The following is a 24,731-nucleotide window of genomic DNA, read 5'->3' as shown; positions in this document are numbered from 1 at the left end:
CGCTCACGACCGCCTAAAACGGTAAAGCATGGAGCGCGCGGTGATCTTGGCACTCTGCGTGGCCGCTCTCGCAGCCGGTGGAGTGCTGCTTTCGTTCGCCAAGCAAGCGCTATACGTCTTGGCATTGGGGTAGGAAAGTAGCGTAGCGATCATGTGGCTGTGGCACTTGATTGCCGGCAGCCTATAGCGCGACAATCAGGATGAGAGCGGCGCGTCAATCAAGATGAGACGAGGCGGCCGAGTCAGGAGATAATTGACGCTGGCCGTCGACTTGGCAAGCGTTGATTGACGCTGCGCGACAATCAAGCGGCGCTGCCAGCGTCAATCAAAGTCTTGTCGAGTTCGTTTGGGGTAGTGTGAACAGGCGGCCGGCCTGGACCGCGCTTGCGATCGAGGGCAACTTTTCGACGGTAACTTTCGACGTTCATCTCGAGGATCGTGGCGTGGTGGACCAAACGATCGATGGCAGCCAACGTCATTGCTTGGTCCGGGAAGATACGCCCCCATTCGCCAAATGGCTGATTGGCCGTGATCAGCAGCGAGCGTCGTTCGTAGCGGGCGGCGATCAACTCGAACAACACACTGGTTTCCGCCTGATCCTTGCTCACATATGTGATGTCGTCGAGGATCAGGAGGTCATAGCGATCGAGTTTGGCGATCGCGGACTCCAGCGCCAGCTCGCGCCGCGCGACCTGCAGCCGTTGCACCAGATCAGTGGTTCGCGCGAAGAGAACGCGCCAACCGTTCTCGACGAGAGCCAGGCCGATCGCCGCGCCGAGATGGGTCTTGCCGCCGCCCGGTGGACCGAACAAGAGCAAATTGGCGCCGGCCTTCAACCAGGCGTCGCCGGCGGCGAGCGCCATCGCCTGTGCCTTTGATAGCATCGGCACGCTTTCGAAGTCGAAGGTTGCGAGCGTCTTGCCGGCGGGCAAACGCGCTTCCACCATGTGTCGCTCGATCCGACGGCGGGTGCGATCGGCGGCCTCGTGCTCGGCAAGGGCGGCGAGGAAGCGGGCGGCAGGCCACCCTTCCTTGTCCGACTGTGCGGCGAGCTTCGGCCAGATCGCCTTGACGCCCGGCAGGCGGAGCTCATTGAGAAGCAGCTCGACACGGGCAGCATCGACGGAGGTAGCGATACCGGTCATGCTGCCTCTCCCAGGTTCGAGCGGCCCGACATGACGCTGACGGAGGCGAGTTCATCGTAGACGTCGAGCGGCGCCAGCTTGACGGCGACACGCGGGATCGAGGCCGCCTCGGGCCGGAAGCGGTCGCGCAGCGCGGCAAGATCAGGTAACTGTCCGGCGTCCAGATCCATCGCGATCGCCTCGGCGAGTTCTGCTTCGCAGGCGCGCTCGTGAGCCAGCGCCAGAAGCTCGACCGTCACCTTGCAGGCGCGCCGGTCATCACCATGCTCCCGCAAGGTCTCGAACAGACGTTTGTAAGCTGCACGCGGGAAGAGTTGGTCGCGATAAACGAGATTGAGGAGCGCCATCGGCTTGCGCCGCAGGGCATGGATGACGTGCCGGTAATCCACGACATGACCGCCCTGGCTCTCGGACACAGGCCGACCGCGCCGCAGCGTCACGACCGGTGTGACGCCAAGGAAGCATTCGAGCCGGTCGTCGAAGATGCGCACACGCAGGCGATGGCCGATCAATCTTGAAGGCACGGTGTAGAACACGCGCCGCAGGATGAAGCCGCCTGACGACGTCACCGGGATCACTTTCTCCTCGAAGTCGGTCGTGCGGCCTTTTGGCAGCGGCGCCAATGCCTCCTTCTCGAGCGCGATCGACTTGGCGAGGTTGGCGTTGCGCCGGCCGACAATCTCGTCGACAAAAGCCCGGTACGCATCGAGACTGGCGAAGTCGCGCGTCCCCCGCAGCAACAGCGCATCTTCCAGTGCCCGCTTGAGATGGCCGTGCGCGCTCTCGATCGAGCCGTTCTCATGTGCGATGCCCGCATTGTTGCGCGTTGGCGCCATGCCATAGTGGCCCATCAGCCCGGCGTAGCGCTGCGTCAGATCCTCCCGTGCGTCGGCGGCCAGATTGCGGAACGCTGCCGACAGGCTGTCGCTGCGATGCTCCCGCGGCACGCCGCCAAGTGCCCACAGCGCGTTCTGCAAGCCCTCCGCCAGGGCGACGAAGCTTTCGCCGCCGAGCACGACATGGGCATGCTCGAAGCCGGAGAACGCCAACCGGAAGTGATAGAGCCGGTGATCGAGCGGCTCACCCGCGATGGTAATACCGAGCGCGCTCACGTCGGTGAAGTCGGACAGACCCAGGCGACCGGGCTCGTGCTGCTGGCGGAAGATCACGTCCTGTTCGGGGCCGTTGAGCGCCCGCCAGGCGTTGATGCGCCGCTCCAGCGTGCGGCGGATGTTCGGGTTCAGGTCATGATGCCGTCGGCGCAGCTCGTCCAGCACGCCGATCACGCGGATGCCGGGCGCAGCCTTCAGGATCGGAACGATCTCGGCCTCCCAATACTGCGCGAGCGGATCGGACCGGCGCCGGCCCCTCGGCGTCTTCTTCTGCGATGGCGGGCGACAATCGCCCTCGATTCGATACGCGCTTGCCTTCGAGAACCCCGCCTTGGCCGCGGTGGCCTCGGGGGGCAGTGTCTGTCGGTAGGTCATGTACAGCCTCATCTGGTGGTCGGTGATGTGGAGGCCAGGCAAGGCATCGATTCCCTCTTGTCGAGACGAATCAACAGCTTGCACCAGCCGCACCCGGCCGCCAGACGGGTCCAAAAACGCGCGACGCCGATGGGGACGGTCCTCCGGTCGGGCTACGCCCTCCCTTCGGTCCGCCCCCATCGGCGCAGTCTCACCTTGATTGTCGCTGGAGTCTCACCCTGATCGCCGCCGCGCAGCAGCCAATATTTGGATCAGCAGCACTGGCTGCGTATTTCGCAAAAACGGGACAGCGGTTTCGCTAACTGACGGACAGCAGTTTCGCTAAATCGCGGACAGCGTGGCGGCGCTGGCTTTTGGTTGCCTTGTTGTTGAAGTCAGTTGGTATTCGTTTCGCTGTTTTCGACGTCGGTCAAGGGGCGCGCAGCTTTTTTCCTTCGCATGCTGTCGCCTTCGAGGGCGATACGGTGGGAGTTGTGGATGATCCGGTCGAGGATAGCATCTGCGATGGTCGGCTCGCCGATCATATCGTGCCATTGGGCAACGGGCAGCTGAGCGGTAATCAAGGTCGATTTGCGCCTGTAGCGCTCTTCGAAGATTTCGAGGAGATCAAGGCGCTGCTGGTCATTGAGGGTGTGGGTGCCCCAGTCGTCGAGGATGAGCAACTGGACACGTGCGAGCTTATCGATGAGGCGCGGGAAGCGACCATCGAGACGGGCCATGGCGAGGTCTTCGAACAGGCGCGGCATACGCAAATAAAGGACGGAATGATCGAACCTGGCCGCCTGGCGTCCGAAGGCACACGCCAGCCAGGTTTTGCCAGTCCCGGTCAGGCCGGTGATGATGAAGTTCTCATGGGCTTTCAGCCAGGCGCCTTGCGCCAGCTGCAGGGTGTTGCGCCGGTCAAGGCCACGGCGGGACGCGAAGTCGACGTCTTCGATACAGGCGTCGACGAAGCGCAGCTTGGCTGCTGCCAGCCGATTGGTCAGGCGCCGGTCGGCGCGCATGGCAGCTTCGCGATCGAGCATCAGGCCGAGCCACTCGTCGCGGCTGAGATCGGCGGCATTGTCCTGTTCAGCCAATTGCCGGTAGGCCGCCGCCATTCCGGCAAGGCCGAGCGCCTGCATCTGGTCGAGGGTCGGGTGGGTCAGCATCGCGATGTTCCTTTCCTTCATTGATAATAGCCCCCACCACGGATGTTGGCGTGCGAGGGGGTGGCTTTGACGGGGGCGGCAGCAGGGCTCGCGCGGTCGAGCCCGGATTTGAGGATCGCGCTCACCGAGGAGTAGCTGATTGCGTTGATGACGAGTGCCCGCTCGCAGGCCGCTTCGAGCCGATCGCGCTCGTAACGCCGCGCCAGGGCGATGATCCCCATGGCGGAGCGATAACCCTGCTCGGGATGCGGGCGCTCACGCATCATCCGCTCGACCAGCGTGGCGGCGTTGACGCCGATCCGCGCCGCCATCTTGATCAAGCTCGCCGGCGTCATATTGGCGTACCGCTGGTGGGCCTTGGGCATATGCTCGTTCACGGTGACATGGCCGCCGCGCTGGGAACGGCGTACATGGCTGGCGATACGCTGGTGATCCTGGAAGATCTCGACGGCCCGATAGGTGAGCCGGACGTCCACCCGACGGCCGATCAGCCGGTGCGGCACCGAGTAAAAGGTCCTGTCGACTTCGACGTGATAATCGGGGTGGACCTTCGCCGTTTTCCATTCGGCGTATTCGAACGGCTCGCCCGGCAGCGGCGTCAACGCAGCGCGCTCGATCTCCTCGAACAGCTGCCGGCGGGATTTGCCGATATGGCGCATCGGCCGATGGTTCAGCTCCTCCAGCAAATCGGCGATCGCAGTATTGAGATCGGTCAGGTTGAAGAACCGCCGATGGCGCAGCCGTGCCAGAATCCAGCGCTCAACAATCAGCACCGCGCCTTCAACCTTGCCCTTGTCGCGGGGCTTGCGGCTGCGGGTCGGCAAAATCGTCGTGTCGTAGTGCTCGGCCATGGCGGCAAAGGTTTGGTTGAGCGTCGGCTCGAACCACAACGCCTTGACGACCCCGGCCTTCAGATTGTCGCAGACGATCGCCTTGGGAACTCCGCCGAAGTACGACAAGGCTCGGGTCTGGCCTTCGATCCAATCTGGTAGTCGCTGACCGAAGCTTCCCATAGCGAAGGTCAGCGACGAGGCCCCGAGCACCGCGACAAATATCTGCGCCTGACGGATCTCGCCGGTTTGCGGATCGATCACCTCCACCGTCGGACCGGCATAGTCGGTCTGCATAACTGCACCCGCCGCGTGGCGATGACGGAAGGTCGGGTTCGCCCGGCGCCGATAGACGTCAAACTTCTCGCAGAACCACGTGTAACCATAGCCCTCGGGATGCGCCGTCCGGTATTCCTGCCACAACAGCGTCAGTGTCACGCCCTTGCGCTTGAGCTCCTGCGCGACCCGCGGCCACTCAGGCTCACTCAAGTCCTGCGGAGGCCGCCCGACCCGCCGGAACAGAGCCCGCTGCAACGCCGCCTCGCTCGCGTAAATCGGCGGTAACGGCCAGCTTAAGCCCGCCTCGCGTGCCCGCAGCAGGTAGGTGGCAACCGAGCTCTTGCTGATCTGCAGCCGTTCCGAGATCTCCCGAACCGACAGGTCCTGCTCGTACGTCAGCCTCAGGATCGATCGTAGGTCCTTCACAGTGGTTCGTTTCGCTTGCTTCCGTCTCGGCATTGCCCCTCTCAAACTCAGCTTGAGAGAGAACATTGCCTGAACGGCGCTCCCGAAAACCAACCTCCCGCAACTGTCCGCGATTTAGCGGAATCCCTGTCCGGGAATTACTGAAATCGCTGTCCGCAAATTACCGAAATCGGTGTCCGAAAATTGCCGAAACACGCAGCACTGGCTGCGCAGGCCGCCAGGCGGGAGCTTTTTGACGACATCTTGGAGCCGACTGTCGAAACGACCGTGATAAGGAGTCGAACGATGAGCAGCTGGAAGTCCCTATTGAGCTGTACGGTGGTGGGAGTCCTGATGGTTGTCCAGTTGGGGCTGGCGACGGCAGCGCCGATGCCGAGGAGTGTCGGAGTCGTGCAGGCCTTTCCTGGAGGCACGACCACGATGTCCCCTGTCTCTCACTGCAACTGCGAACGGAGGATCTCCAGTCTTGCAAGAGCCGAACTCTTCCGTGGCGCAAGTACGAGCGGCGGCTGTTATGGCCCTTATTGCGTATATGCGGAGCCGCCTTATGGATACCCTCCGGTCAGTTATGGCTGCAGTCCGTACCATACCGGCCCGCGGTCGTACCCGTTCCGCGCATATCCCTGCCACGGTTATAGGCACGATTGTTACGGACGCCACTGTTGTTATCGCCAGTACGACTGCCCGGATTTGTGACCGACCGGCGAGACGAAACTGTCGGCTACTGGTGAAGCGGATCTATAGCAAGGAGCAATATAAATGACCCCGATGTATGGTCCGGCCGTGCGTTGCAAGTGGTTTCGCCGAGCTGGCGGTGAGCGGTCTTGCATCAATGTATCCGGCCTTTGATTGGAGCATTTGCTCCGGCCACCATGGATATCAGCGCGCGTGCGTTCTCGTTAGCGGACAGGCCTCGATTGGACCATTCGGGTCACCAGTGTTCGCATGCGCCGGGAAGACCGAACCTCCATCTCGTCTCATCCTCTCGCAGACCTCGGCTGGAAATTATCGATAGGGGCTTACGTCATCGCTTGCTCCTCATTTTGCTCAGTTCCTTTGTTCGAGCCAAGGGCCGTTCCTTCGTCCCGGCCCGCAGAACGTCGATCGCGTCGCGCGCAGGGGCGGTCAAGGCCAGCCGTCGCGCTTGGCTTGCGGCTGGCTCCGGCGTTGCCAGGCTGCGCCTTGACCGCGCCCAGCACGGCGCGAGGATCAAGCGGGTCGGACGCCTGCATCGTCAGTCCTCGTCAGCTCGAAGGCGCGTCCTTTGGCCAGCACCGCCCAGGCGATGCGGGCAAGCTTGTTGGCGAGCGCGATCGCGAGCACGTTGTGGTGCAACCGCCTTTTGGCGGCTTCGATCCAGGACTTGAGCCCATAACTTTCCCAGTTCTTTATCCTGACCAGCACAACGCACGCCGCCTGCACGAACAGAACGCGCAGGTAGCGATTGCCGCGCCTCGAGATTTTGCCGAGGATCGTGCGGTCTCCCGTCGAGATCTGCTTGGGCACCAGTCCAAGCCAAGCGCCGAAGTCGCGGCCTTTGGAGAATACGTCTCCGGTGCCGATCGCGGCCACCATGGCGCTCGAAATGATCGGCCCGATGCCAGGCACCGTCATTAGGCGCGAGCATGCCTGATCTTGACGGGCCAATGCTTCAATCTCGCCGGAGAGGCCATCGATGCGCTGATCCAGCCGGTGCCAGTCGCCTGCCAGCTCCTCGATGACACGCAACATGCCTGGCGACAGGGCATCGGCGCGCGTCGCAAGGATGGTGGGCAGTTCGGTGCGCAAGAAGCCGATACCCTGGCGCACGGCGATCCCGCGCTCCAACATGAACGCGCGAATCTGGTTGATGATGCCGGTGCGTTGCGATACCAGCCGCTCGCGCACCCGGTGCAGCGCCTGCAGATCCAGTTGCTCCGCGGTCTTGGTCGCCACGAACTTCATCGTCGGGCGCTGCACGGCTTCGGCAATCGCTTCGGCGTCATTGAAGTCGTTCTTCTGTCCCTTGCTATAGGGGCGGACATATTTGGCCGGCATCAACCTCGCATCGTGACCAAGCGATGCGAGTTTGCGGCTCAGGTGATGTGCGCCGACGCAGGCTTCCATGCCGATCAGGCAACGCGGCAGATTTGCGAGCCGCGCCTCCACTTGCCCACGCGGCCACTTTTGCCGCAGAACGATGGCGCCGCGCGCATCGTGGCCCACGACGTGGAACGAGTTCTTGCCGATATCGATGCCGATCACGGCGATCGCGGTATTGGGTGTCTGAGACATGGTGTGCTCCTTGTCTTTGCCGCCCCTTACCAGCTTCGCTTGCTGGCGGGGGCAGGAGGCCCATTAGCGGAGCTCGGAAGAGGAGGCGAACATGCCGTCGATATCGGGAGAATCAGGCTCTGCGATGACCAATATGTCCGTGAGTTTATTCGAACCTGATAACGACGTTCCAGGCGGCAAGCAATTGTAAAAGAGAACGCATGGAACACGTGGCGTCTAGGCACTCCGGGGCGTCGCTCTGTCGAGGAATGTCTTGGCCATCTCGCTGTCAGTCATGCAGGTATACGTCGGCATTCATCTCCAGTGCCGGATCGAGGTCTGCATCCAGGTGCATCGCCGGCGCCGACATGCTCCGGCAACACTATCCATGCCTGTTGCGAGTGACTGTCGAGTTACGAAGAACTCATGACCGCACATGGACGCATGGAGCACGCAGAGCATGCTTTGCTGATCGCCGTGCTGGCGCTATTCCGGTATCCTGGGCGATCTCGGACAAGCTCGGCAAGAGTGCACAAACCGAAGCGATCAGCAAACCTGTGGACGCCGCCATCGACTGGGCCTTGTTCATGGCCAAGACCAGCCGCCGCACAATGGTGGAGATGGTAGCTGAGCTGGACTCTCCTGCGGCGTCTATGTCACGCGTTCGCCGAGCTTCGACAAGCTCAGGCCGATCGGCAGGACGGGCACTACGTTGGGGCCGGCAGCAATCACGCCCTTCCGCTCGATGCCGTCGGGAGCGCTGACCTAAGCGATGTGAGTTTGATACTTTGTGCCTCCGTTATGAAAAGGCTTGAATCGCACCTAGCGTCACATTGTACGATCCCGGAATGAGGTCGAGACCTCTGGTGAACCAACGCCGGCTACTCCTTAGCACCTGGGATGGCATATTTGGCTGTGGAGTTCTCGTATCTGTTCTAGTGGAAACCGGATGAAACGCGCGCTTTTGACTACGGCCGCACTGCTTTTGTTGGTAGGCACTGCTTCAGCCCGCACGCAAGAGGGCCCACCGGAAGCCGTGCAGGAGCCCCCCGCCCGGGAGACTCCCTGGGACCCTGATGACCCGGGTGCGGCGTGCCGCCGGGTGCCGGTTCCTTGTTCTGAGGAAGAGAGGATTAAACATCCAGGCCGGCTGATTTGCGGCCATCAACGGCGCGGCAACTGCCGCACCTGACAAAGAGAGCCCGCCGACGACCGTGCAACTTGATCGATCGGCCGCTATTTGGACTTGTGTTAGTTGCCGCCGTCCACATCGAGCCTCGACGTCAGCACACCGAGGCCTACTCACCGCGCCGCAACCTAATCTCGGCAGAGGCTACACTTATCGATGCGGAGATTCCGTTCCGGACAGCAGGGACCATAAGAGCCCGTCGATGGGGATAGTGCTCCAGGGTTGGGTGATGGCTGCGCGACAGCTGCAATGTCGCGGTCGATCTCTTGCGCAAGCGAGGCCAGTTCGCTCCTCGCAGTATCCACGCTCCATTGATCGAGACCGAAAGCATCTTTGCCCCCGTAACAAAGCCGTGAGCCGTCGAGCGAGCTCGCCGGCGGTGACGAACCTGCATTCCAGATGACTACTGTCCTGACTCACAAGTTCGCAATCGTAAAATCGCATTGGATTCGCTTGGTTGTGCCAGAGCTGGGTGCTGGAATAGCGACGGAGGATTTGATGTCGGTCCAGCGACTTGCGCCCCTGATATTGAGCGATGACGAGCGTGCCGCACTGACGTCACTGACGAAGCGGCGGAACACGGCGCAGGCGCTGGCTCTGAAAGCCCGGATTGTGTTGACCTGCGCGGAGGGAGGACAGAACAAGAAAGTGGCGGCCAAGCTGCGCCTGGAGCGGCGGGACGGTAGGCAAGTCGCGCCACCGTTTTTGTAGAGCAGCGCGTGGCCGGGCTTCACAACGAGCCGCGTTCCGGGGGCTCCGCGCACGGTTGATGATGTCCGCATCGAAGTCGTGACCGTGCGAACGCTGGAGAACTGCCCCGCCACGCATTGGAGCTCCCGCAACATGGCAAAGGCGAGCGGTCTGTTGGTGTCGACGGTTCAACGCATCTGGCGGGCCTTCGGGCCAGCCGCATCGGATGGAGACGTTCAAGCTCTCGACAGACCCGTACCTCCTGGCCAAGGTCCGCGACGTCGTCGGCTTTACGTCTCGCCGCCGCAGCACGCCATCGTCCCGTGTGTGAGCGACAAATCCCAAATCCAGGCTCTGGATCGCAGCCAGCCGATGTCGCCGATGCGACCTGGCCGGCCGGCCCGAAGGAGCCATGACTACAAACGGCATGGCACCACCTCGCTGGTCGCGCCCTCGATATTGCGACCGGACGGGTCATCGGGAAATGCTACCGACTTCACCGCGCCGCCGAATTTTTGCCAGCTCCTCGACGAGACCGAGCCCGCGCCGGCTCGACGTCCATCTCGTCATGGACAACTACGCCACGCAGACGACCCCGCTGATCCGGCGATGGCTAGTTAAAAGGCCGCGTTGGCATGTGCACCTGACCCCGACCAGCTCGTCATGGCTCAATCAGGAGCGCTTCTTCGCGCTCCTGACCGACAAGAACATCAGGCGCAGCGTCTATCGGAGCGTTGCCGCCGTCAGGGCCGACATCGCTTCATTCATCGAACGGCACAACGCCGATCCCAAACCATTTCCATGGACCAATTCAATCGAGCGCTTCTGCCGATCCAATGCTCTGGTTCAGGACACTAGACTGGCAGCAGCACCCAGTTTGGGGCTCTGCGCATTTGGCCATAACGTTAATCATGGGCATGTACTCGAAGAGCGACCAAACACAGTTCGGCCCGCCGAACGAAATCGAGGCAAGAATGTGTCGACTCACGATCACGAGGATAAGTCTGGCCAGACCGCCCAACTGCTCGCAACGGCCAGGCCACTGAATGCCGAAGTGATACTTCATTGAAAACAAGAACGCCGCGGCATTGCTTGGTCGACTTCGGACATGTCTGTCGAATTAGCCACACATCGGTGTCGCAACGGGTGAATACATAAGCCTTCCCTTCACCAGCCACGTGACTGCCGCCGGTCAGGATCGCGGTCGCTATACGGACCTCGTTTGCGATGGCACGACTATTGCTGCCCCTTTACTCTGACACTCCATCTAACAATCGAGGAAGTACATGAAAGAGGCCTTCTCCGTAAACGAGAACAAGGACGAGTGCGTGGACGAGTGCGTCGACGAGTGCGTGGACCAGTACATGGATCACGAATTCCATCTTAATGCTGCGCTGTGGGCGCGGAGCGGCACGACCTTCCTCCCAGTCTCTGACGCTTCCTTGGAATTGCCAGCAGGTGCTTATCGCTGCCGCGAAAATAGTTGCACCGTTTTTTTCGAAAAGGTGCCGACTGTAACTGACACGCTCTTGAACTTGCCGGACACCGCCGCGGAGAGGCTTTTGGTCGAGTTCGACAAGTTCTGGGCTCTGCGCGAGAAGTACGTCGAGTACGGCTTCACGCACAAGCGCGGCATGCTCCTGTGGGGCCCTCCCGGTAGTGGCAAGACCTGCGCAATCGGACAAATGACACAGGTCGTTGTCCGAGATCATAATGGCGTAGTTGTCTTTATCGATCGCCCGCAACTGGCTAGCGCGTGTGTCGGTCTACTGCGTCGCATTGAGCCCGAGCGGCCCGTGGTCATGGTTATGGAGGATCTGGACGCGCTCGTGGAAAGATGGGGCGCTGAGCACTTTCTTGCGTTGCTCGATGGCAACGCGCAAACTGCGAACGTGCTGCACGTTGCGACCACCAACCACCCTGACCGTCTGGACAGGCGCTTTGTCGATCGCCCTTCTCGCTTTGACACCATCATGGAAGTTGGTATGTCGTCCGCCCAGACCCGCCGCGCCTACTTCAAAGCCAAGGAGCCATCGCTTGACGATGCTACGCTCGACCGCTGGGTCGAGCAAACCAAACGATATAGCACATCTGCGAGAAGTGATCATTGGCATTAAGCTCTGTGGCCAGAATGAGCGATCAGTGTTCGAAAGGTTGAATAGCATGCGTCAGAATCGCTTCGACTGCGAGAGCGAGGACAAAGAATGATGTCTTACTCCTAAGCTATGGCGACGCTGATCCTGTTTTAGGACCCGAATAGCTCGGCCGGAAGGTGGTGGCTCGGCACGCGTCATCCGGGTGTCAACCCGGGGGACGGACAATGGAGCCCTGCCGCCTGAGGCAAACGTACGCTACGCTCCATTGATCCTGACGAACCTCTGGCGGGGGTACGGTCACCCCGCGGCACGTTTCGTCGGGCCTTCCGCTGGCGCTACCGAAGCACGGACGCGTTGATCAAAACAGCGGTCTTCGAGCTTTGAATACCCGGGAAGGAGTACGTAGCTTGATCGTTCCCGTCATTAGTGTGACCGTCGCACTTCAAACATGATGCGGAGCCGAACCATGGCGGATGAGCAGCGAGCTTCTGTCCAAACTGCACGCAGGATACTCTATTTTACAAGCTCCTGCTAACCCTTCAGCGTCGCCTTAAATCTTCGCGAAACGAGCAGGCGAACGCGCTGCTGCTTGCATCGGCCGTCAGCACAGCACGAACTGACGACGTCGCAAATGCCTAGTAACGAAAGGAGCCGGTCATTGCGCAACCCCGGCCAGCTCCACGGCCGGCCTTCTCCTCCGTTCCCCCCGGGGGCGAATTTGCACGGGGCAACCACCGCACGTTCGGGAGCCTCCACATACGCTCTCACCCTGACCGTCGCGCTAGGTCGTTCTCGATCCGATCATGAGAGACCGTGAGATATCGTATGGAAGAGTTCACTCCTGCGCGCCTTTTGCTTCGTGGTCTCAATCCAGGAGTGTATGACGATGCCTGCCCTGCGGGCCAGCCGAGAGGCCTCAATCAAAACCACGGCGCCAACTCGCCCTTCGCAAATGCGGCGAGCAGCTTCTCGAACCCGCGACGCGCGGTGCCACCACCAAAGCGACCGAGATCATGGTCGATCACGCTCACCTCGCTCCAGCCAAGCTGCCGCGCACCGTCACCTAAGCCTTACTGCCGGCGCGGTCCACTCGGTGGTTGATAACCTGGTCGTCCGCCGACTGACGAACGTGCACGGCGGCCCGGCGAGGAGCGTGCTCAGGCGTGTTCTTGCTCACCGCTGTCCTCCCCGCTCATGTCGTTTGCGTCGGTCACCCCGTCGGTGAGCGATTCGGTAGGAAGCTCCTTCAACAGCTCCAGCGTTTGCTGGCAAGTTTCAATCGGAATGCTGCTGCATCTTGGAGGGCTCTCGAAACGATCTCCCTGTTAGGTGACGCGCTCCCCACGACGACGTCCCCACAAATGGGACGAATACCCCTAAGAGGAGGATAAAACCGCGTCGACAAGAGCGCGCACCTCCAGCGACCGTCCACCGCAAGCCGCGGAGCAGGGATCAATCGGAAGGACGCAGTGGTGCACCGTCCATGCCGGCAGGAGCGTTAACATCCCATCAGGTTGCCTGATAACAAAATCGGTCTCACCCTCAAGCCGCTTGCAAGGTGACAACGACGACTAACGTTGCGCATTGCGGATGGAACGGGGAGGATCTCAATCGGGCTCCTAGACATCGGCCAACGCTGGTTGCCCCGGGGACTGGCAAGACTAACCTCGCGATCGCAATTGCCCGCAGCTGTGTCCGCGCTGGCGCCCGTGGCCGCTTCTACAAGGACGTCCACCTCCTCAACAGGCTAGGAGCCGAGGTCCGCGATGGCCGCCAAAGACGGCTCGCCGATCACCTGACCCGGTTGGACTTCGTTGTTCTCGACGAGCTCGGCAATCTGCCACTCGCCCAATCCGGTAATCAGCTCCCTGTTCCACCTCATCGGTCGCCTACGAGCGCACTCGTGCTGGTGACCACCAATCTGGTAGTCGGGAATGGCCGAGCGTCCTTGCGGACACACCAAGATGACCACCGCGCCGCTCGACCACCTGAACCTTCATTAGGATATTATCGAAAGCGGAATCGACAGTTGGCGCTTCAACAGTCGGGAAGAAGATCACGCCCGAACGCGCGCTCCCCGCGTCTCCGCAACCCCGATCAGCTCTGTCGCCGCGAGCGCGCGGCAAAGGGACAAAATTGTGAACGTTAATCGACATTCCGACATTCCGAACTTGACGGCCACTTCTCGCCTTAGGGGGGAAAACCATCGCATTCGCGTTCAAGACGCACCGCCCACCGAATCTCCCTTATTCGGCAATAGTCAGGAAGCGGACGCCGGAAGCGTACGACTCGCCCACGCTCAGCCTTTAGGGACCAAGGCCGAGAGTTAAACCCGCCGAAGATGTTCGGCGACCGCTTCATGATCAATGATGTGCGACTTCGCCCGAGCGCCTCAACTGGAAACAGCTTTCACTTGAAACTGCGCAGTAGGATGAGCGCGTCGGCAGGATTTGGCCGCCAAGATTAACTGCACTGAACATCAAGGAGCCTCCGTCAACGCACGCGTGCATCGCAATTGCAAGAGTTCCGATTAGGACGTAACGTGTACCGTGAGTGCACGCGATTATCTCAGACTCACCAATTCCGTTGAGGTGCTTTCCGCAAAGAGTGGTCGCCTTCATTTCCTTGTGTCGTCAAGTCCTTCGAGCGCTGCAATGAGGCAGTTGATCAATGTCGTTGTGGTAAATGGTTTAGCGAGAAGGCAAATACCGCCAGCTTCGATTGCGCGGGCGCGAACTGATCTCTCTGCATTGGCCGTAATGAAGATAAACGGCGTTTGACGACCGTCGTTTCGCATTTGTCGTAGCAGCTCAAGCCCGTTCATGAAAGGCATCTGGATGTCGGCGATTACACACGACGTGGCAGCCAGCACCTCCGAGCGTAGAAACTCTGGGGCGGATGCAAACACTTGAACGTCGTAGCCGCGAGAGGACAGAAGGTTGTTCGTGGCGGCACGAACGGACGGATCATCGTCAATGATCGAGATGAGATGAGGCATTATAAGCGGAAAGCCTTTAGCTGCAGCGCTATCCAACCGAGAGCCGCCGCTCGTACTCAGGTTTGCACGTTTCCATTTGAGCGGGACAGGCCCAGTAACTCAATCATTCTTATGAGATCGGCGAGCGACTTAGCGCCGACTTTGCGCATGGCTTGGCCACGGTGGACTTTGACGGTGATCTCGGCTAGGCCGAGCTCACCCGCTACTTGTTTGTTCAAGAGCCCTGATGCAACCAGCGTCAGAATATCACGCTCTCGCTGCGTCAGACCTTCAAAGCGTGAGCGCACGCCGGCTCGCATCTTCTCAAGCTCTCGCCTTTGTCGATCTCTTTCGATTGCAATCTGGACTGCGCGAAGCAAATCCCGATCGCGGAAAGGCTTTGTCAGGAAATCAACCGCCCCCCCTTTCATTGCCTGTACCGTCATTGGAACATCCGCATGACCCGTTATGAAAACAATTGGCGTATGCATATTCGCGCTAGCGAGACCGGATTGCAGCTCGAGACCGCTCAATCCGGGCAACCGAACATCGAGCACAAGGCAGCTCGGCCCCTCGGGGCGGTCCGCTTTTAATATCTCCGCGGCGGAGGCAAAGTCCTTCACTTTCAAACCCGCCGATTGGAAAAGGTTCGTAAGAGCCTTCCGTATCGAGGCATCGTCGTCGACAATCAGCACCACTGCTTCGTTGTGATCCGGCACCAATTGCGATGCTTGCAAGCGCTCGTTCACGTGCCATCCTTTCAAACAGAACCATGGCAAATCCAAAAAACCTAGATTCTCGGCCTTATAACGGCTCTGCTTGGTCCGGGATGAGGGCCGATTACTGCTCTCGCCCAAAACCTACGGACTTCCGATTATAGGCTCGCTCCGGTATACACAAGTATGACCCGGGCCCTCACTGCTTTCTTCTCGAGCTGCCCCTCCGAATTCGGCAATTCAACCTGACGTAGAGAACAAAGCCGCAAACGAGCGCGACCAGCCCAGACTTCCCGCTCAGGACTTCGCCTGCCCGAAGATCACCGTGCTCCGATATTCCTGGCGACTGTCACACCTCGATCGACAGTACCACGTTCCAACATACCAGCAAAATCAACAACCTGAATCCTTGCCGCATGAGGTGGCAAGGTACCTTGCAGCCGCCACTTGGGTTGTACAGGTCGAGGCAACTTGTTTCAGCTGAAACGGCCTGATTGAGGCAGATAGGGCAAGCCGGCGCTCCTTCGACTACCCGCTGAGAAGCGAGCATTTACACCATCTTTGCTTGCATTGCGCATACGTCACACCTTTTGGCGTTGGATTCCGACGCGCTACTCGCAACTGGCTTACCTCCTCAATCTCGGAGTGTCGAGAGTGTGGTCGTGGTCGAGTAGCTCAGCCATTCGGCTTTCGCCCTCACAGATCCGGGCGGGCGGATTTGGCGAGTAGGCCGGTGGAATCTCACCGCCGGCCTCTCATAGATCCCAGCGTGAGACTCTCGCCTCACTGGGCTCCCATCAGGCGAACGAGCCGCGTATGCCGATCTTCCAGTGTGCGAACAACCCGGGACGTTCTCGAGATAGTCGTTCGAGAACGCGGCCGGCCTTGGCCTTGCGGCCCATAAAGCGTTTGAACTTCCGCATCATCCAAGCCTCGATTGTCTGATTGACGTATCGAAGGATTGGCCCCAGAGCCGCCCGCGTGAATCGACCGTAATACTCAATCCACCCCCGCAGGAGTGGATTGAGCTGCCGAGCGATGTCAGCCATTGACACATGGGTCCGTCTTCGGAGGTTCAAATCCCGGATTGCCGCCCGCATAGACTTCAGCGCCGAAGCGCTGACCCCAGGCAGAAAACTGCAGAACACCGAGGCGTCTTGCGAGTTCTTTGCCCGTCGCGGCCGGAAGCAGTAGCCAAGGAAGTCAAACTTGACGTTCGAATAGCTCCCCTTCCGCCGGCTGTCCTTACAGTAGACAATCCTGGTTTTGGTGGGGTGCATCTCAAGCCCGCATTCCGCCAGGCGAGTTTGTAGCTCGGCCTTTACGGCTTCCGCTTCTTGCTCGCTCCGGCAGTGCACTAGGCCATCGTCTGCATACCTACACCATGGGAGGTCGGGGTGCGCCCGTCCCATCCAGAGGTCGAAAGTGTAGTGCAGGAAAAGGTTGGATAATATAGGGCTAATCACGCCTCCCTGAGGGGTGCCGCGGGTTCGCTCGATGATTATTCCATCCTTGTCCATGGGTGCCGTCAGCCATCGTTCGATGTAGAGCAGCGCCCACTTGCACGTCACGTGCTTCCGGACAGCCCGTAGCAAAAGTTCGTGGTCGATGTTGTCGAACAGACCTTTGATGTCGAACTCGAGAACCCAGTCGTATTTCCAGCACCGCTTGCGCGTGACGCCGATAGCATCGAGTGCCGATTTTCTCGGCCGATAGCCATAGGAGTCTGCCAAAAATATTGGGTCCAAGTCCGGCTCAATGAGTTGTTTGACAACCATCTGGGCCACTCGATCCGCTACGGTTGGCACACCTAAAATCCGCTGGCCTCCAGCCTTTTTGGGAATGGAGACGGCGCGCACCGGTGGTGGAAAGTAGCTTCCCGAGCTCATCCGATTCCAAAGCTTGTAGAGATTGTTCTGCAAGTCGGAGTCGAACTGCTCGATCGTCTGTCCATCCACACCGGCCGAACCCGCATTGGATTTGACCGCTTTGTAAGCCTCGTACACACGCTTCTTATCGATATGAAACGGCTTGTTTGTCGTGATCGTCGTCGTCATCCTGTTTCCAGTTGGTACGTCAATACGATTTGTCCTGACCCGACCCCTTTGCTCCGGCCCGATTACGGGCCTTCACCGCTAGTACGGGTCGGTCCGCCCCAAGCCCTGGCTTCGGTACTCTCGCCTCGCAGTTTTAGCCGCTTCAGCTTCTCCCTTGGCATCCAGGGATTGGTTCCTGCAGTTCCACGCGAAAGCCTGCATCCGCTTCACGCCCCCTATACGCCGACTGCCATCTGCCCAGTACTCAGGTAACCGACAGATTTATCCCAGCGGATGCGAGCGCCTCTGGTTTTGGCAGTGTCTAAAGCCTTTCGGCGCGTCACCGAGGGTTTGCTTACGCTCGTCTCTCGAATGCTCACCTGCCCGAATTTCATTCGGACTTTTGATCCAACGCTCACCACCACGCCTTTTGAACGCAGCAGCTTGGACTGGTTTGGGACCTGCTCCTGGAAGCCGATCCCGAGGGGCCCGCCCTCATCTTTCGCGCAGCTTATCCCCACGGTCAGTTGTCCATTGCAAACCCCCTTCCGTGTGCATCTGCAGCACACCCCGCACCCGGCTCTTCCCGAGGGTAACCCGCGTCATATCCGCGCCTGCGCCCAAGTGCGAGTGATGCGTGGAACGGGCAGACGGAAGCGAGCCGTCAGGGTCTCAAACTCCGGCCAGCCCATGCGCCGGCTTTTCTGACTACGCCGTCTCAGACAGCGCAGCCAGGTCCGACGCACCTCCCGGTAGAAGCCGTTGAGCGCCGGATAATTGTGCGGTCTGCCATAGTAGCCGTAGTGTCCACGCAGAACGGCGGTGAGCCATTCGTGTTGCATGGCCAGTGGCGTGTGCATGAACCGCCAGACCTCCTGGCGCAACGCCGTCAGCTTACGCGTCAGGCGTTTCCCTTCCGTCTTGTGCTTCACGATGAACCGACCATCTCGGGTCCGCCCGCAGTAGTGGGTGAAGCCGAGGAAGGCGAAGGTCTCTGGCCGCCGCTCGCCGCGCCGCTGACGCGAGAGTGCCGCGAACCGGCCAAACTCGATCAGTCGCGTCTTGCCCTCATGGAGCGTCAGGCCGAAGCTGGCCAGCCGCGCCTTGAGAGCCAAGAGCATTTCCTGCGCATCTACCTTGTTCTCGAAGCCCATAACGAAGTCGTCCGCATAGCGCACTGTCACAATGCGACCGCGTGCATGGCGACGACGCCATTGGTGGACCCAGAGATCGAGGATGTAGTGCAGGAAGATGTTGGCAAGGAGCGGGCTGATGCCTGCCCCTTGCGGCGTGCCTCTGTCCGTATCGTGCTTCTCGCCGCTCTCAAGAATGCCAGCTCGTAGCCACAGCCCGATGAGCCGTAAGATGCGAGGATCGGCGATCCTGTGCGCCACCATCCGCAACAGCCACTCGTGGTCGACCGAGTCGAAGAAGCTGCGTATGTCGGCATCGAGCACCCAGTTCACGCGCTGACTCATGATCGCTGTATGCAAAGCATCAAGCGCCATGTGCGGATTGCGCCCCGGCCGGAAGCCGTAGGAGAACCCGAGGAAGTCGGCCTCGTAGACGGCGCTCAACACCTCGGCCACTGCGCTTTGGACGATCTTGTCCTCTAACGCCGGCACACCGAGAGGCCGCTTACCGCCATCGGCTTTGGGAATGTAGACCCGCCGCACCGGCTGTGGCCGGTAGCGACCAGTGTGGACTCGTGCGCAGAGGTCGCGGACGTTATCCGTCAGCCCCTCTTCGTACTTCGCCACCGTCACCCCATCGACTCCCGCGCTGGCCTGCCGCTTTTGTCGTCGGAACGCCCGAAGAAGAGCGTCTTCGTCGACATGGTGCAGCAGGGCCGTGAACCGGGTTTGGGCGGCCTGGCTGGCCGCCGCGTTCACCCGCTTGAGGTTCGGCGGCAAGGCGACCCGGCTCTGTGTCCGGACCCTGGCCTTCTCGCGCAGGCTCCCCTCGGGCTGGTCCCTTCCCTCCATGCGTCTCGTTACCTTCGACGACTTCACAGGTAGTATGGACCAGTCCGACTCCCGACCTCAGCTCGGACCGCGGCTCTGGCAGTGCCTTGCCGCTGTCCCCCACTGGAGACCAATCCAGCGGATCCGGTCGGGCCTCTCATGTTCCGATGATTGCCTTCCATGCGTGATCCGGCCATCGACCCCGACGGAGCGGCATCGTCTCGCATAACGACGATGCTCGTGTTGCCTTCGTGACTAGGGAACACACTCGGCCTCCGCGAACATCCACCTTTCGAGGCTCATTCCCGCACCCCGCATGGCTCCTGTCTACACTTCAGACCTCGCGTTGCCACGACGCCCGCAAGACTCGGTCCCGGCTCGCCTGCTGCGGCTTTGGCCGGATGGGACTTGCACCCACAAGCATTCATCAGCTTGGCATGACGTACTCCCGTGGCGTGGTGTAGCTGAGTGCGGGTCACCGCGTTCGCCGGCATGGGCCGGATCGGTCGCTGGCGATTGCCGGGAAGCTGACGGCGGGATCATCGCCCAACGGGACGATGGTTTCCAGTGTCATGTAGCGGCCGCGCTGGACCGCCCACTCGTCGTTCTGGTCGAGCAGGATCGCACCGACGAGGCGGACGATGGCGTCTTCATTGGGGAAGATGCCGACCACTTCGGTGCGGCGCTTGATCTCGCCATTGACCCGTTCGAGCGGATTGGTAACCGGTATGAGATTTCTCGGTGCCAACGTTCCGCTGCGGTGTTCGACATCGTGGCGTATGGTGCGACCATCGGGACAGAGGCACCGGGAGCACGAACGTGCGGGCAGGCCGATACACACGATGAGCCGAGAGCTCGTGTTAGTAGCTGGCCGCCTCTGCGACTTGCCCGGTTGCGCCGTGAGCGCGAGTCCGTAGTTGTCGTGTCGCCCGCCGCTCCCGCAATAATCAACGGAAGGGAGGACGCGCAGATGCGACGCGTGATTGGTATTGATGTTCACCGAACCTTCGGCGAGGTGGTAATCTGGAAAGACGGCATCCTTCGACATGCGGGCCGGGTCGACATGACCCGGACCGCCCTTGAAGGGATGGGCAAGAGTCTGCGGTCGACCGACGAAGTGGTGATCGAGGCGACTGGAAATAGCATGGCGGTGTCGCGGGTGCTGACGCCATTCGTGGCGCGGGTGACTATCGCCAATCCGTTGCAGGTGAAGGCGATCGCTCAGGCGCACGTCAAGACTGACAAGATCGACGCCGGTACACTCGCCAGCCTGCAGGCGGCGGGCTCCCTGCCGCAGATCTGGACGCCTGATGCGGAGACCGAACGCAAGCGCAGGCTGGTGGCGCGGCGCTACCAGGTCGTGCGGCATCGCACGCGGCTCAAGAACGAAGTGCATTCGATCCTGAATGCGCACCTGATCCCAAAGTGCCCGCATGCCGATCTTTTCAATGCCCGCGGCCGGGCGTGGCTGGCCGTTCAACAGTTTCCGGACGATGAGCGCGCGGCGATCGATCGGCACGTTCGTGAGCTCGACCGGCTGGCGGAGGACTTGGCCCTGCTCGACCGCGAGATCGCGCAGGACGCCATCGACGATTCCGCGGTCAACAGAGTGATGACGATCACCGGCGTGAATGTGACAGTCGCTACCGGGATCGTGGCGGCGATCGGCGACATCAGCCGGTTCAGCAGCCCGCAGAAGCTGGTGAGCTATTTCGGGCTGAACCCGAGGGTGCGGCAGTCGGGACTGGGAGCCGCCCATCACGGTCGCATCAGCAAGATCGGCCGCAGTCACGCACGCGCCATACTGGTTGAGGCGGCCTGGGCAGCGGCCAAGGCGCCCGGTCCACTGCATGCTTTTTTCGTGCGCATCCGTGCGCGGCGTGGCCACCAGATCGCCGCGGTCGCCGTGGCTCGGAAGCTCACTGTGCTCTGCTGGCATTTGTTGACAAGGGGCGAAGATTACCTGTGGGCCCGCCCAGCGATGGTCGCCAATAAGACCCGCGCGATGCAACTTCAAGCCGGACATCCGCAACAGAAAGGCAACCGGCGTGGACCAGCCTATACCTGCAACATCAAGGCGCTGCGCGACCGCGAGATGTCGATTGCCGCCCAGGCGGAGCGAAGCTACGAACGGTTCATGTCGCAATGGAAAGCGCGGCGGCCAAAAACCGGCGCGCGGGCGCCTCAGTTCGGCAAGACAAAATAGGGCAGTCCGGTGACGCTTGCAGCCGACGCGTCACGCTTCGCCACGAGGTCGCCCGCGCCCAACAACCATAATCGCAGCTGACGGCAACTTCCAGCCGGGCCAGTCCCGTTCCACGCAGCCGCCGTGCTCGGGCGGATCAAGGCCAAGCCTTGCTGTAGCCGCAAATGCGGCCAGCCTTGGCCGCCTCTGCGCGCGGCGGCTGCGTGATCGGTGGCCGGGACGGAAGAATGACCCGCGCGACCGAACAAAAGAATGGACTTACAGCGATTTTCGCAGTCGTCGTCTCGGTTTGAAGAAATCGCTTGTCCATCTCATCCGTCGAGTGCAGCTTGGCGCGATGCGCGGCTGGGAAGCTCATGTAGGCGAGCACGTCGGTTTCGGCCTCGTCGAGGAAGGCGGCGAGCTTCGGGAGCTTGGGGCGGAGCTGGTCGGTGATGCGCCGCCATTGCGCCCGCGCCTCCTCGGCATGGTCCTGGGCAAAGGCGGTGGCGATGAAGGCGGAGACGACGCGCCGGCCGCTCTTGCCGGCATGCGCCAGCGCGTTGCGCATGAAGTGCACGCGGGGGTCGTTGAAAAAGCTGAAATTGGCTGATTCCGTTCTCGTCGGCGATTCGCGATTGGCGGAGCAATCGAGATGCTGGGGCGCAAGGAGCGGGATCAGTTGGAGCTCTTCATCACTGGCTCGCTCAGACAGCTCGTCCCAGATGAGCACGTGCTGGCACGGGTCGATCGTGTGCTCGACCTATCTTGGCTAAGGGAAGAGGTCTCCGACCGCTATAGCGCGAACGACGGTCGGCCGGGCATCGATCCGGAGGCCGCGGTCCGCCTGATGCTCGCGGGTCTGCTCACCGGCATCGTACACGATCGCAAGCTGATCCGAGAGGCTCAGGTTAACATCGCCATTCGCTGGTTTGCTGGTTATGGCCTGCATGAGCGGCTACCGCACCATTCCAGCCTGACGCGCATCCGCCAGCGCTGGGGCGAAGAGCGATTCCGTAGGATCTTTAAACGCACGGTCCAGGCCTGTCTGAAGGCCAAGATCGCAACAGCCGAAGTGGTTCACATCGATGCGTCGCTAATCCGCGCCAACGTGAGTTGGGACAGCCTCACCGAGCAGCATGTGGTGGATGTGCTGAGCGAAAATCAAAGCGAAGATGAAAGCGAGGATGAGAGAAAGGGCCGGCAAAGCGGGAAGTACAAAAAGGTCTGCACGACTGATCCCGATGCGACAATGGCTACGAATGCCCGAAACCGGCGGCTGGAACCCGCTTACAAGCAGCACACTGCCGTCGATGACAAGGTCGGTGTCATTCTGGATGTCGCGGTCACGACTGGACAAACGAACGAAGGAGAGATGATCGAGCCGCAAGTCGATGAGATCGAAGCGATTACGGGCATCGACATCAAGGTCGTCACCGCCGATGCGGGCTATGCCTACGCTAAAGTCTACGGCGCGCTCGAGCGGCGCGGCATTGATGCCCTCATCCCAGCTAAAGCCGAACCAATCAAGAGTCGCGTACCGCTCAGATGCTTCCGGTACGATGCCAAGAACGACATCTTGAAGTGCCCGCGAGGACGTATCTTGCGCCCCGCGCGGCCCATCAAGCACGGCCGTTTCTTTTACTCGAAGGCGAAGGATTGCACCCGGTGTCCGCTCAAGGGGGATTGCCTATCCAAAGGGCGGGTTAACAAAGCGGTCGTTGTCGGTGACCATTATCCGGCACTGCTGCGCGCCCGCCGCCGTCGCGAGCGATGGAGTAAGCAGGATCGACATCTCTATCAACGCCATCGCTGGCGCTCAGAGGGCTTCCACGGCGAAGCCAAAACTTGGCATGGGCTGGCGCGCGCCGTACGGCGCGGTCTACCTGACGGCGTCCGCCAACAACCTCAAGCGGCTGGCAACCGCTCTCCTTGCGCTTATTCTGTCTTGGATTGTCCCTCATAATGCGTTTGCGGCTTCAGATCGCGCCGTAGCGCGGGCTTTGACGCGAGGGCCATGATAGGCCGGTCGCTGCATCGCGCGAATCTATGGGCCACTTCTTCAACGACCCCACGCGGCAGCGCTGCCAGGAGGCGTTGAGCACCTTGGCCACGGTCGCCTTGATCCCCTCGTGGGCGTCGGAGACCACCAGCTTGACGCCGCGCAATCCCCGCCGCGCCAGCTTGTGCAGGAACGCGGTCCAGAACGTCTCGGCCTCGGACGGGCCGATGTCCATGCCGAGCACCTCGCGCCTTCCGTCGCTGTTGACGCCGACCGCGATGATCACCGCGACCGAGATGATGCGCCCGTTCTGGCGCACCTTCACATAGGTGGCGTCGATCCACAGATAGGGCCAATCGCCCTCGATCGGGCGGTTGAGGAAGGCCTTCACCTTGTCGTCGATCTCACCGCACAGCCGCGACACCTGGCTCTTGGAGATGCCGCTCATGCCCATCGCCTGCACCTGGTCGTCGACCGAGCGGGTCGAGACGCCCTGGACATAGGCCTCCTGCACCACCGCGGTGAGCGCCTTCTCGGCCATCCGCCGCGGCTCCAGGAAGCCGGGGAAGTAGGAGCCTTTGCGCAGCTTGGGAATGCGCGGCTCGACGGTGCCGGCGCGGGTCTCCCAGCTCCGATCGCGGTAGCCGTTACGCTGGACCTGCCGCTCTTGGCTCTTCTCGCCGTACGCGGCTCCGGTCAGGCCCTCGACCTCCAGCTCCATCAGCCGGTGGGCAGCAAAGCCGATCATCTCGCGCAACAGATCAGCATCGGGGATCTTCTCTACGAGCGCGCGCAGGTTCATCATGTCGTCGGTCATCGGTGGTTCCTCGGTTGCGTTGGCGTGTCACAACCCGATCCTACCGGAGAACTGCCGGTGACCACCGCAAAGCCGCCCGCCCGCTACGGCGCTATTTGAGGGCGCGCGTCCGGGCGGCTTTGCTCTACCGAGCTACACCACCTCTGAGGAGTACGTCATGCCAAGCTGATGAATGCTTGTGGGTGCAAGTCCCATCCGGCCAAAGCCGCAGCAGGCGAGCCGGGACCGAGTCTTGCGGGCGTCGTGGCAACGCGAGGTCTGAAGTGTAGACAGGAGCCATGCGGGGTGCGGGAATGAGCCTCGAAAGGTGGATGTTCGCGGAGGCCGAGTGTGTTCCCTAGTCACGAAGGCAACACGAGCATCGTCGTTATGCGAGACGATGCCGCTCCGTCGGGGTCGATGGCCGGATCACGCATGGAAGGCAATCATCGGAACATGAGAGGCCCGACCGGATCCGCTGGATTGGTCTCCAGTGGGGGACAGCGGCA

General features: G+C 61.1%; 12 protein-coding genes and 5 pseudogenes. 5 read left to right on the top strand and 12 right to left on the bottom strand.

Annotation, left to right across the window (positions count from 1 at the left end; all coding sequences use genetic code 11):
• Positions 1-302: 302 nt before the first annotated feature.
• The 5 genes from istB (ML401_RS37680) to ML401_RS37660 form a co-directional block, all read right to left on the bottom strand.
• A complete protein-coding gene (gene istB / locus ML401_RS37680; RefSeq protein WP_076832955.1) occupies positions 303-1,145 on the bottom strand; it encodes an IS21-like element helper ATPase IstB in 843 nt (280 codons plus the stop codon).
• The gene (gene istA / locus ML401_RS37675) at positions 1,142-2,644 is read right to left on the bottom strand and encodes an IS21 family transposase (protein WP_285813396.1); all 1,503 of its coding nucleotides are present in this window, start codon (positions 2,642-2,644) and stop codon (positions 1,142-1,144) included. Before istA (ML401_RS37675) ends, istB (ML401_RS37680) begins: the two co-directional genes overlap by 4 nt.
• A 362-nt stretch (positions 2,645-3,006) precedes the next feature.
• The gene (gene istB, locus ML401_RS37670; RefSeq protein WP_285813395.1) at positions 3,007-3,783 is read right to left on the bottom strand and encodes an IS21-like element helper ATPase IstB; all 777 of its coding nucleotides are present in this window, start codon (positions 3,781-3,783) and stop codon (positions 3,007-3,009) included.
• A gap of 17 nt (positions 3,784-3,800) precedes the next feature.
• Positions 3,801-5,351 carry an IS21 family transposase gene (gene istA / locus ML401_RS37665; RefSeq protein WP_285812915.1) on the bottom strand — a complete coding sequence of 517 codons (1,551 nt, stop codon included), beginning with the start codon at positions 5,349-5,351 and terminating at the stop codon, positions 3,801-3,803.
• Positions 5,352-6,527: 1,176 nt separating this feature from the next.
• A complete protein-coding gene (locus tag ML401_RS37660; RefSeq protein ID WP_285812914.1) occupies positions 6,528-7,592 on the bottom strand; it encodes an IS110 family transposase in 1,065 nt (354 codons plus the stop codon).
• 1,666 nt (positions 7,593-9,258) lie between these two features.
• On the opposite strand from ML401_RS37660, the pseudogene ML401_RS37655 reads away from it, so the two are divergent.
• The 3 genes and pseudogenes from ML401_RS37655 to ML401_RS37645 all read left to right on the top strand — a co-directional run.
• Positions 9,259-10,291: pseudogene (locus tag ML401_RS37655) on the top strand (IS630 family transposase); the annotation flags it as partial.
• A gap of 445 nt (positions 10,292-10,736) precedes the next feature.
• Positions 10,737-11,567, top strand: coding sequence for an ATP-binding protein (locus ML401_RS37650; RefSeq protein ID WP_285812913.1), 831 nt, complete (start codon positions 10,737-10,739; stop codon positions 11,565-11,567).
• Between the two features lie 1,537 nt (positions 11,568-13,104).
• Positions 13,105-13,695 carry an ATP-binding protein gene (locus tag ML401_RS37645; RefSeq protein ID WP_376717417.1) on the top strand — a complete coding sequence of 197 codons (591 nt, stop codon included), beginning with the start codon at positions 13,105-13,107 and terminating at the stop codon, positions 13,693-13,695.
• A 468-nt stretch (positions 13,696-14,163) separates the two neighbouring features.
• Here ML401_RS37645 and ML401_RS37640 read toward each other — a convergent pair whose 3' ends face one another.
• The 5 genes and pseudogenes from ML401_RS37640 to ML401_RS37620 all read right to left on the bottom strand — a co-directional run.
• Entirely contained in the window at positions 14,164-14,544 is a 381-nt protein-coding gene (locus ML401_RS37640; protein WP_285812912.1) for a response regulator transcription factor, read from the bottom strand.
• Between the two features lie 56 nt (positions 14,545-14,600).
• A complete protein-coding gene (locus tag ML401_RS37635) occupies positions 14,601-15,272 on the bottom strand; it encodes a response regulator transcription factor (RefSeq protein WP_164934295.1) in 672 nt (223 codons plus the stop codon).
• Between the two features lie 764 nt (positions 15,273-16,036).
• On the bottom strand, positions 16,037-17,296 hold the full coding sequence (gene ltrA / locus ML401_RS37630; protein ID WP_285812911.1) for a group II intron reverse transcriptase/maturase: 1,260 nt from the start codon (positions 17,294-17,296) through the stop codon (positions 16,037-16,039).
• 581 nt (positions 17,297-17,877) lie between these two features.
• A complete protein-coding gene (gene ltrA, locus ML401_RS37625; RefSeq protein WP_376717416.1) occupies positions 17,878-19,287 on the bottom strand; it encodes a group II intron reverse transcriptase/maturase in 1,410 nt (469 codons plus the stop codon).
• Between the two features lie 427 nt (positions 19,288-19,714).
• Positions 19,715-19,963, bottom strand: a pseudogene (locus tag ML401_RS37620) (transposase); the annotation flags it as partial.
• 264 nt (positions 19,964-20,227) lie between these two features.
• On the opposite strand from ML401_RS37620, the gene ML401_RS37615 reads away from it, so the two are divergent.
• Positions 20,228-21,445, top strand: coding sequence for an IS110 family transposase (locus ML401_RS37615; protein ID WP_285813394.1), 1,218 nt, complete (start codon positions 20,228-20,230; stop codon positions 21,443-21,445).
• 312 nt (positions 21,446-21,757) lie between these two features.
• On the opposite strand, the pseudogene ML401_RS37610 reads toward ML401_RS37615, so the two are convergent.
• Positions 21,758-22,007, bottom strand: a pseudogene (locus ML401_RS37610) (transposase); the annotation flags it as partial.
• A gap of 72 nt (positions 22,008-22,079) precedes the next feature.
• Here ML401_RS37610 and ML401_RS37605 point away from each other — a divergent pair.
• Positions 22,080-23,445, top strand: a pseudogene (locus ML401_RS37605) (transposase).
• Positions 23,446-23,496: 51 nt separating this feature from the next.
• On the opposite strand, the pseudogene ML401_RS37600 reads toward ML401_RS37605, so the two are convergent.
• Positions 23,497-24,243 (bottom strand): annotated as a pseudogene (locus ML401_RS37600) (IS256 family transposase); the annotation flags it as partial.
• Positions 24,244-24,731 lie beyond the last annotated feature (488 nt).

Source organism: Bradyrhizobium sp. 62B (assembly GCF_030272265.2).
GTDB lineage: Bacteria > Pseudomonadota > Alphaproteobacteria > Rhizobiales > Xanthobacteraceae > Bradyrhizobium.
Note: the sequence above shows the minus strand (reverse complement) of the source record. Positions and strands in the feature narration are given on the sequence as shown.

Coding starts and splice junctions, on each gene's coding strand:
- ML401_RS37660 (WP_285812914.1), bottom strand. CDS start 7,592: ATGTCTCAGACACCCAATACCGCGATCGCCGTGATCGGCATCGATATC.
- istB (WP_285813395.1), bottom strand. CDS start 3,783: ATGCTGACCCACCCGACCCTCGACCAGATGCAGGCGCTCGGCCTTGCC.
- ltrA (WP_285812911.1), bottom strand. CDS start 17,296: ATGACGACGACGATCACGACAAACAAGCCGTTTCATATCGATAAGAAG.
- ML401_RS37640 (WP_285812912.1), bottom strand. CDS start 14,544: ATGCCTCATCTCATCTCGATCATTGACGATGATCCGTCCGTTCGTGCC.
- istB (WP_076832955.1), bottom strand. CDS start 1,145: ATGACCGGTATCGCTACCTCCGTCGATGCTGCCCGTGTCGAGCTGCTT.
- ML401_RS37650 (WP_285812913.1), top strand. CDS start 10,737: ATGAAAGAGGCCTTCTCCGTAAACGAGAACAAGGACGAGTGCGTGGAC.
- istA (WP_285813396.1), bottom strand. CDS start 2,644: ATGAGGCTGTACATGACCTACCGACAGACACTGCCCCCCGAGGCCACC.
- istA (WP_285812915.1), bottom strand. CDS start 5,351: ATGCCGAGACGGAAGCAAGCGAAACGAACCACTGTGAAGGACCTACGA.